Annotated in this window: 8 protein-coding genes and 2 pseudogenes; all 10 read left to right on the top strand. The window is 56.3% G+C overall.

The window, feature by feature from the left end:
* Positions 1-214, top strand: a 214-nt coding sequence (locus AAY47_RS21985; RefSeq protein ID WP_160300198.1) for a hypothetical protein, incomplete at its 5' end; no start/stop codon positions are given.
* A gap of 5 nt (positions 215-219) precedes the next feature.
* Positions 220-2,487 carry a phage tail tape measure protein gene (locus tag AAY47_RS10840; RefSeq protein ID WP_160300197.1) on the top strand — a complete coding sequence of 756 codons (2,268 nt, stop codon included), beginning with the start codon at positions 220-222 and terminating at the stop codon, positions 2,485-2,487.
* Positions 2,484-2,696: pseudogene (locus AAY47_RS23300) on the top strand (DNA circularization N-terminal domain-containing protein); the annotation flags it as partial. The gene AAY47_RS10840 and the pseudogene AAY47_RS23300, both read left to right, overlap by 4 nt.
* 132 nt (positions 2,697-2,828) lie before the next feature.
* Positions 2,829-3,962, top strand: a complete 1,134-nt coding sequence (locus AAY47_RS10835) for a hypothetical protein (protein WP_235428340.1) — start codon at positions 2,829-2,831, stop codon at positions 3,960-3,962.
* Positions 3,946-5,190: a phage baseplate assembly protein gene (locus AAY47_RS10830; RefSeq protein ID WP_047769737.1), complete on the top strand. Its 1,245-nt coding sequence runs from the start codon at positions 3,946-3,948 to the stop codon at positions 5,188-5,190. The genes AAY47_RS10835 and AAY47_RS10830 overlap by 17 nt, the downstream gene beginning before the upstream one ends.
* A complete protein-coding gene (locus tag AAY47_RS10825) occupies positions 5,190-5,843 on the top strand; it encodes a phage baseplate assembly protein V (protein ID WP_047769735.1) in 654 nt (217 codons plus the stop codon). Before AAY47_RS10830 ends, AAY47_RS10825 begins: the two co-directional genes overlap by 1 nt.
* 64 nt (positions 5,844-5,907) lie before the next feature.
* A complete protein-coding gene (locus AAY47_RS10820) occupies positions 5,908-6,258 on the top strand; it encodes a phage GP46 family protein (RefSeq protein ID WP_047769754.1) in 351 nt (116 codons plus the stop codon).
* Positions 6,258-7,319: a baseplate J/gp47 family protein gene (locus AAY47_RS10815; protein ID WP_047769733.1), complete on the top strand. Its 1,062-nt coding sequence runs from the start codon at positions 6,258-6,260 to the stop codon at positions 7,317-7,319. The genes AAY47_RS10820 and AAY47_RS10815 overlap by 1 nt, the downstream gene beginning before the upstream one ends.
* The gene (locus AAY47_RS10810; RefSeq protein WP_047769731.1) at positions 7,316-7,876 is read left to right on the top strand and encodes a YmfQ family protein; all 561 of its coding nucleotides are present in this window, start codon (positions 7,316-7,318) and stop codon (positions 7,874-7,876) included. Before AAY47_RS10815 ends, AAY47_RS10810 begins: the two co-directional genes overlap by 4 nt.
* Before the next feature lie 4 nt (positions 7,877-7,880).
* Positions 7,881-8,224 (top strand): annotated as a pseudogene (locus AAY47_RS10805) (hypothetical protein); the annotation flags it as partial.

Here is an 8,224-nt window from a genome sequence, read left to right as displayed (position 1 = left end):
CGAACGCCGCAGCGGAATAATGCTGGTCAGTATTGCCCTCGGGCAATACGGTCTCAGTCATGAGCGCATCCTGGCCATGAGCCGCCCCGAACTGGACGGCTGGATTGCGGCATTAGGGAAACTACAGGGTGCGCCGGCCCCCAGACACAAACACCGCAAGCGGGTTAAATCCCTGCGTCAGAAACCCAGACAGTCAATAATACAACGGGGTTAATGTATATGGCACGTGATCTCAAAATATCCCTGGCGGTTTCGTTCCGTGATGCCGCATCGCAAAATATCATCAAACTGTTGCGGGATGTGGTCAAAGGCGCGGAGGATGCCGGCAAAGCTGCCGACAAGGCCGCCGAGCGTGAAAACCGTCAACAGAAGCAGCGCCGCAAGGCGTCACAGGCGATGACCGCCGAAGCGCGGCGCCAGGCACGGGATGCCCGCGCCCGCGAAACGCTGGGCGTACGCGCCGAACGCGCCATTCAGCGGGAAATCACCCGCACCATCGCCAGTTATAACCGGCTGGCCCGCAGCGGAACCCTGTCCATCGCCGAACAAAGCCGGGCCTATGATGCCATGCGCCAGCGTGTCGCCGCCCTGCGTAATGAAATGCAGGGCGTCAGCCGGCTGGCAAAGTTAGGGGCATTTGGCAGCAAAATGATGACCGTGGGCGGCGGACTGGTTGCGGGCGGGATGGTGGTGGCGAAGCCGGTCAAAGAACAGATGGGCTATGAACAACGGCTGGCGTACCTGAGTAATACCGCCTTTAATGAGCGGGATGTCGCCGGCCGCAAAGCGGGCAAAGCCGAGCTGCATAACATTATTCGTACGTCGGTTGAAACCGGGGGCGGCACCAAGGAGCAGGCCACTGAGTTACTGAGTGAAATGTTAGCCAATGGGGCATTCAGTTTTGATGAAACCAAAACGTTAATGCCCATATTACAAAAATATGCGACGGTCACCGAGGTCAGCGGTGCGCAGTTAGCCAAAGTTATCGAATCGCTTAAAGGGTATGGCATCACCAGCGCCGACGATATGATGAAAGCCCTGGATGCCGCCATCCGGGCAGGACAGGAAGGGGCATTTGAGTTTGCCGATATGGCCCGATGGTTACCGGAAATTTTGTCAAAAGCCAATGCCAACGGCTACGCAGGCCTGGAGGAACTGGTTAAAATTCTTTCCTATACGCAAGGGACGAAAAAAAATGCCGCCTCATCGGATGAAGCGGGCAATAACTTCGCCAACTTACTCGCTAAGTTAAACAGTACCGATTTATCCCGGCGGGCGGCCAGAATTAAATTTGATGGTTATGGTATCGATATTGCGAAAACCCTGGCCGATGCGCGGGGGAAAGGCATTGATCCGCTGGAAACCCTCGTCTTATTGACGGACAGGATCGCCGCGCAAAACCCGGAGTTACGCAATATAGAAAAAGCCCTGGCGAGTACAGACCAGAAGTCACCGGAATATCAGCGGTTATTACAATCGCAACAAAAAATATACGAAAGCTCGTCTATTGGTAAATTGCTGGCCGACCAACAGGCCATGATGGCCCTGTTGGCGATACGTAACTATCGTCAATTCATTAGCGACGTTCAGGCGGATGTGCGCAAACAATTAACGCTGCCCAAAGGGCAGGGTGAAGGGCCAATGTCTCTGGCCGTCATTGCGGATGAGAATGAGTTTAAACTCCAGCAGGCTAAAAATGCCAAAGGCTTTGCTGAAATGGACGCGGTAAAACCGTTGTCAGCCGTCGTCGGGGATCTTTCCCAAAAATTCACCGAGTTAAGCAAAGAATTCCCGAACCTCACCACGGCGGCGGTCGGGGCCACCACGGCCATTGAGGCGATGACGGTCGCCGCCGTGGCCTTTGCCGGCCTGAAATTTATCACGGGCCGGAGTGGTATTCCCCCCGGCAGTACGGCGGCTTCAGGCGGCGGCTCTGGCGGCAGTGGCTCTGGTGGCCGGTTCGGGCGGGTGAGCCGCTGGCTGCGTACCTCGACCAGTGGCTTGACGGGCGGCCTGTCACGGCTGTTATCCACGCCAGCGGGTCGGGCCATTCCGGTGATTGGCACCGGGCTGGCGGCCTATCAGGGCACCCAGGATTTTCCCCTGATCCAGATCCAGGGCAAGGCGGAAAAACTGGCCGAAGTGCGCCAGCGGCTGGGACGGGAGTTAACCGAATTCGAAAAAGCCTACTATGGCACAGCCGGGGCAAAAGACGCCTGGCATGATATTCAGTCCCTGTTTAGTTCCAGTGATGAACTGTCCATTAAAAAAGCCCCTGTCACTATACAGGATGCCGAAAAAGCGGGGATTGTGGCACCGGATACGAACCGGGTTCAAAAACTCCCGGCCAGTGCCAGTAAAACACAACCCCTGCCCCCGATCACGTTTACCTCTCAGTTACTGCTGGATGGCCGAACGCTGGCTGAAATCACCAATGAATATAATGCGGCTGAAGCGGGACGCGGCACCGGAGGGTTATATCCATGAGCTGGCGTGATGATTTGCAAGACGCGGCCTTTCGTGGGGTGAAGTTTGATGTCCTCAATACCCAGGACAGCATGGCCCGTGATCATGAAGACCACGAATACCCCTTTATTGACGGGGCGGATATTCTGGATTTAGGCCGAAAGGCGCGGAATTTCCGGCTGTCGGCGTTCCTGTGGGGTGACCGTTATAAACGCCAGCTGGATGCCCTGATTCAGGCGCTGGACACGCCCGGCGCGGGCGAACTGATCCACCCGATTTACGGCTCTATTCCCCGGGCACACTGTATTGAGTACCAAATCCAGCATGAAGCCGAGGGGCCGGATAGTTGCAATGTGGAACTGGTGTTTCTGGAATCGACAACCGGCACCCGGCTGCACGGGCCGGCACACCCGGAGCAGTTGGGTGACCGCCTGTTTGACCATATCACCGGGCTGACTGAGCGTGCGTCAGATTTGTTTGATCAGGTCATGGCACCGGTGCATAACAACATGCGCTATCTCGCCAAAGGCAAGGCGGCCCTGTCCGGTATGTTAAACACCCTGACCCTCATGCGCGGTGAGTTGGCTGGCGTGATCAGCCAGGGGATTGATTACCTGAATTATCCCCGGGCATTTGTCCACGACCTGCAATCCATTCTGGATGTGCGCACCGGGGGCATCGGGGATTTACTGGATCTCAAATTCCCCGGTGTGATCAATTTGGGGCGCAGTGGGCGTGCCTCGGGTCGCCGGGATTCATCGGGCGGCAACGGTTCACCCGGCAACCCGGCCTATTCCGCCCGTCAATCCGCCTCGCGCCGCCAAAATGAGGGCTATCTGCCGGGGACGGCAACCACGGCTGCTGTCCTCAGTCAGGGGGTCAGTGCGACAACCTTGCTATCGGCCTGGGGGGACAGTATCGCGGTCGTACACCAGTTAACCGCATTGCCTGCGGCGCTGGTTCAGCGTGATATAACGGCCCCCGTCCCCATGCCGGTGGATGCCAGTCTGGCGGATGTCCGCGATCTGAGCGTGCTCTGTCAGGTCATGGCCGCCGGTGAACTGGCGGGTCTGGCCACCGCGATTTTATCTGATGAGGTACAGCCTGACCAATTATCGCCGGATGATGTCACCCGCATCGTCAATACCGTCAGGGCTGCCATTCTGACTGCGATAGCTGAGGTGCGGGCACAATACCAGCCCAGCACCCAGCGTATCAGTGAAGACAGCGAGCCAGTGGGGTTATTGTGGCGTGACGTGGTGTCCCAGTTGAAACACATTGCCCTGGAATTGCAGACCCTGGCGATCATCGTCATGAACCGCCGCCCGCCGTTAACCCGCCGAACGGTCACCACGTCAACCACCAATTTGCACTTGCTGGCACATGAATGGTATGGCGACTATCGCCGCGCCGCCGAACTGGCCCGCCTGAATCCGTGGTTACGTGACCCGAACGCGATTAAAACCGGAGATATCCTCAATGCCTATACCCGATAAGAACGCCGTACCATTCGAGGATAAACCTGTGCTGTTATTGAACGGCCAGGCCCACAGTGACTGGCAGCACTACCGTATCGACAGCGATTTTCTGAAGGCCACCGATGCCTGGCAATTATCGCTCGGCCTGCCTGATGGGGTATTCCCGGTGGATGCGGTACGCGGTGCGCCGGTGAAAGTGAAAATCCGGGACACGGTGATTTTGTCCGGCCGGGTTGATAGTGTCACGCGGGACGTTTCCCGCCGTGGCGTCACGTTGAGTTTGAGTGGCCGCGATGATGCGGCGATTTTGGTGGACTGTGCCGCTCCTGTCTTTAGTGCCCGCCAGTTAAACCTGGATGAGGTCATCGCCAGTATCGTTCGCCCGCTGGGTATCACCCGCATCCGTATTCAGGCGAGTGGCATGACACGGAATGACCGGATACATATCGAACCCGGTGAACGGGCGTGGGATGCCCTGGCAAGAGCCGCCGCCGCGCGCGGCGTCTGGCCGTGGTTAGATCCCGATGGCACGTTGGTCATTGGTGGCCCAGACTACAGCAGTCCCACCGTGGCGGATCTCATCCTGCGTCGTGATGGTCAGGGCAATAACCTGATTTCGTTGTCAGACATGCGCAATATACAGGGCTGTTTTTCCGAATTAATCCTGCTGGCACAAAGCCATGCCTCCACAACCGATAACCAGAAATTGAAGCTGAAGCTGAAGCTGAAGCCGGTGGATGTCACTTCCTCTCAAAAGTTTACTGTCACTGACACTACCGACAGTACCGATGATTCAGACAACCAGGCGAAAACCGGACACCATAATTACCGGATTAAAGTCACTGACCCGACGGTCCCCTATTATCGCCCGCAAATCCTGACGAACGGGGATGTGGACAACCAGCAACAATTGCAGTACCGCGCCCGCAAGGCGATGGCGGATGCCCGTTTAACCGGGCTGGATATCCGGGCGGAAGTTCACGGCCACCGTACCCCCGACGGCGAACTCTGGCAACCCGGGCAACGGGTACGCATCCAGAGCGAACTGCATGGCATTGACGGCATTTTCTTTCTGATGGGACGCGAGTTCATCGGCGGCCGTCCGGGGGGGGCAATGACATCACTGCGATTTAAAGAGGATGGTGTGTGGATACCTGACGCCTATCCAGACAAGAAAAAGAAGAAAGGCAGTAAGAAAAAAGGCAAAGATCAACTCCGGGCTGTGCCGGTGTGGGAGGATCAATAATGTGGTCGCAAGTCAACCAGCGTATCAATCAAGCGTTAAACAGCATTAGAATGGCCTTCAGGGCCGTGTTAGGCACCACTGACAGCAGCGGAAAAGTCCAGACCATTCAGGCGGAAGGACTGGCAGGCGAACAGCTTCAGGGACAGGAATTTTTCCAGCAGTATGGCTACACCTCCAACCCGCCACCGGGCACGATGGGGATTGTCTTGCCCCTGAACGGCCGAACCTCACACGGCATTGTCATTGCCACGGAGCACGGCGCGTACCGTCTGACGGGGCTGAAAACGGGTGAAGTGGCGGTTTATACCGATGAAGGCGCAAAAATCGTACTGAAGCGGGGTCGTCTTATCGAGGTGGAATGTGATACCTATCGGGTTAACTGCAACGTATTTGAGGTTAATGCGGTCAATAAAGCCGATTTTAACACCCCGATGGTGACGGCCAGCGAACAACTGACCGCGATGGCGCAAATCACCGGTAACGGAGGGATGGCGATCCGGGGTGGTCAAGGGGCTACGTTTGAGGGTAATATCAACCAGACATCCGGCAGCTACCAAACCACGGGTGACGTTAAAGCGGGTAACATCTCAGTGCGCGGCCACAAACACCCGAACGGCCATAACGGTGGCAATACCGGCTCATCCATTCCCTAACCTGACATCTTCTGCTGAACCCCCTCAACTGCTGATTTTTACCCATGCTGCCACACTGTGCAGCATGGACAGATTATTAAATCCCCAAACGGGTGACTATACCGGCACCCGAACAAACAGCCTGGAAAATGCGGTTTACCTGCGGCTCATGACGCCACAGGGCAGTTACTGGGCTGACCCTGCGCTGGGTTCCCGTTTACACGAGCTGACCCGTGAAAAAGACGTGTCACGCATTTATGGGCTGGTGCGCCAGTATGCTGAACAGGCGTTACAGCCGATATTGGATGATGGCCGTGCCGCATCAATCAGCGTGACGGTACACCGTGACCAGCACAAGCGGGCGCTGCTCTGGATTGAGGTCACTGATGCCGCCGGGCAGACACATATTTTCAAACACACCGTGAGAATCGCCTGATGTGGATCACCCCGGAATTTCAGCAAATCCGCGATGACCTGTTGCGGGACATCAAAAATCAATTGCCGGATGCCGATACGGGCGCTGACAGTGATTATTTTGCCCGCGCCTCATCGGTCGCTAGCGTGGCCGAGGGGATTTATCAGCATCAGGGCTGGATTGTCCGCCAGATATTCCCGGACACCGCCGACAGCGACTATCTGGAACTGCATGCCCGTACCCGTAATCTGACACGTAAACCCGCCACCACCGCCACAGGCATCGCCAGCCTGACGGGTTCCCCCGGCGCTACTTTGCCCGCCGGGGCTGAAATGCGCGGTGAAACCGTATCCGTGAAAACCACCGCCGCCGTGACGATGGATCAGCACGGACAGGCGACGGTGACAATCGTGGCTAACCAATCTGGCACAGCAGGTAATCTGTCATCACCTGCGGATACTGAACTGGTCAGCGCCCCGATGGGCATTAACAGCCGTGCCATTGTCCAGACACTGGCAGGCGGCACGGAGGCCGAAACCAATGCCAGCCTGCTGGCGAGATTGCTCGACATCATTCGCCGACCGCCCGCAGGTGGCAATAAATACGACTATCGCCGGTGGGCGCTGGAAGTCCCCGGTGTCACCAACGCCTTTGTTTACCCGTTACGCCGTGGCCTCGGCACCGTCGATATTGCGATCACCTCCGCCGATGGCTTGCCGTCAGCGGACATTATCAACGCGGTACAGGCGCATATTGACGACGTTCGCCCCGTCACCGCCAAAAGCTCACTGGTATTGGCACCGGCATTGCGCCCGGTGGATTTTGTTGTTGAAGTCGTTTTGGATGGCATCACGCTGGAAGCCGCCAGTCAGGAAATCACGAACGTTATTACCGATGCGGCAGGACGGCTGGCCCCCGGTGAACCGTTGATCCGTAGTCAGATAGAAATGCGCATTTCCCTGATACCCGGTATTCGTGACCGTCGCATCATCGCCCCCGTAGAAAACGTTATCGCGTTGGTGGATAGGAACCATCTTGAATGGCTGCGGATGGGCCGCATCACGGTAAGGCTTTTTTCATGAAATCATTACTGAAGCAGTTACTGCCCCCGGTCAGTTATGCCACGGATGCTCCCCGTTTGGATGCCGAACTGGCCGCCGAAGCGAAGCAGTTGCAGCTAATAGAACAGAGCGCCAATCGCGTCAGTGACGCGGTAACCCCGTTCTTTGCACAGTCGTTACTGCCTGACTGGGAGCGCGTTCTCGGCATCACTCAAAATGCAGACAACAACTACCAGCAACGGCTGGAAATGGTCTTGCTGAAGCTGGCCGAAACAGGCGGGTTATCCATCCCGTATTTTATCTCTTTGGCTGCCCGTCTGGGTTATACGATCACCATTACCGAACCGCAGCCCTTTCGGGCAGGCATAAACCGCGCGGGTGACAGGCTGATGCACCCTGATTCGATATGGTCATGGGTTGTCAATATCTATGGTGCACGTGTCCCTACCTATCGATTCAGGGCAGGCAGTTCGGCGGCGGGCGAACGGCTGTTGTCATTTGGCGATCCCATTATTGAATCCGTTTTTAACGAACTGAAACCCGCTCATACCTTTTGTCGATTCACTTATCAGGATTAGCACTATGCACGATTTAATGCCACCGATTAACACGCCTGGCAATGTATTTGATGACGGCGATCCCAGTACCGGATTGCCCGGGACAATAGTTCCGGCTGATTGGTTAAATGATGTTCAATTCTCAGTCAGGGATCTCCAGCAGGAATGTAAAAACATTCTGGCGAAAGCCGGGATTACCCCAGACCCCAGAAAACAGAGCCAACTCTCTGAAGCGATAACCGCGATTGTTGCCAAAGGCTGGCTGGAAAAAGCCAAGAACGGCGCGGATATTCTTGATAAACAGGCGTTTGTGAAAAACCTCGGTTTGTCAGAACTGGGCTATCGAACCATTGGTAACGGGCCAAACCA

This window comes from Xenorhabdus griffiniae, from assembly GCF_001028135.1.
Lineage (GTDB): Bacteria > Pseudomonadota > Gammaproteobacteria > Enterobacterales > Enterobacteriaceae > Xenorhabdus > Xenorhabdus bakwenae.
Note: the sequence above shows the minus strand (reverse complement) of the source record. Positions and strands in the feature narration are given on the sequence as shown.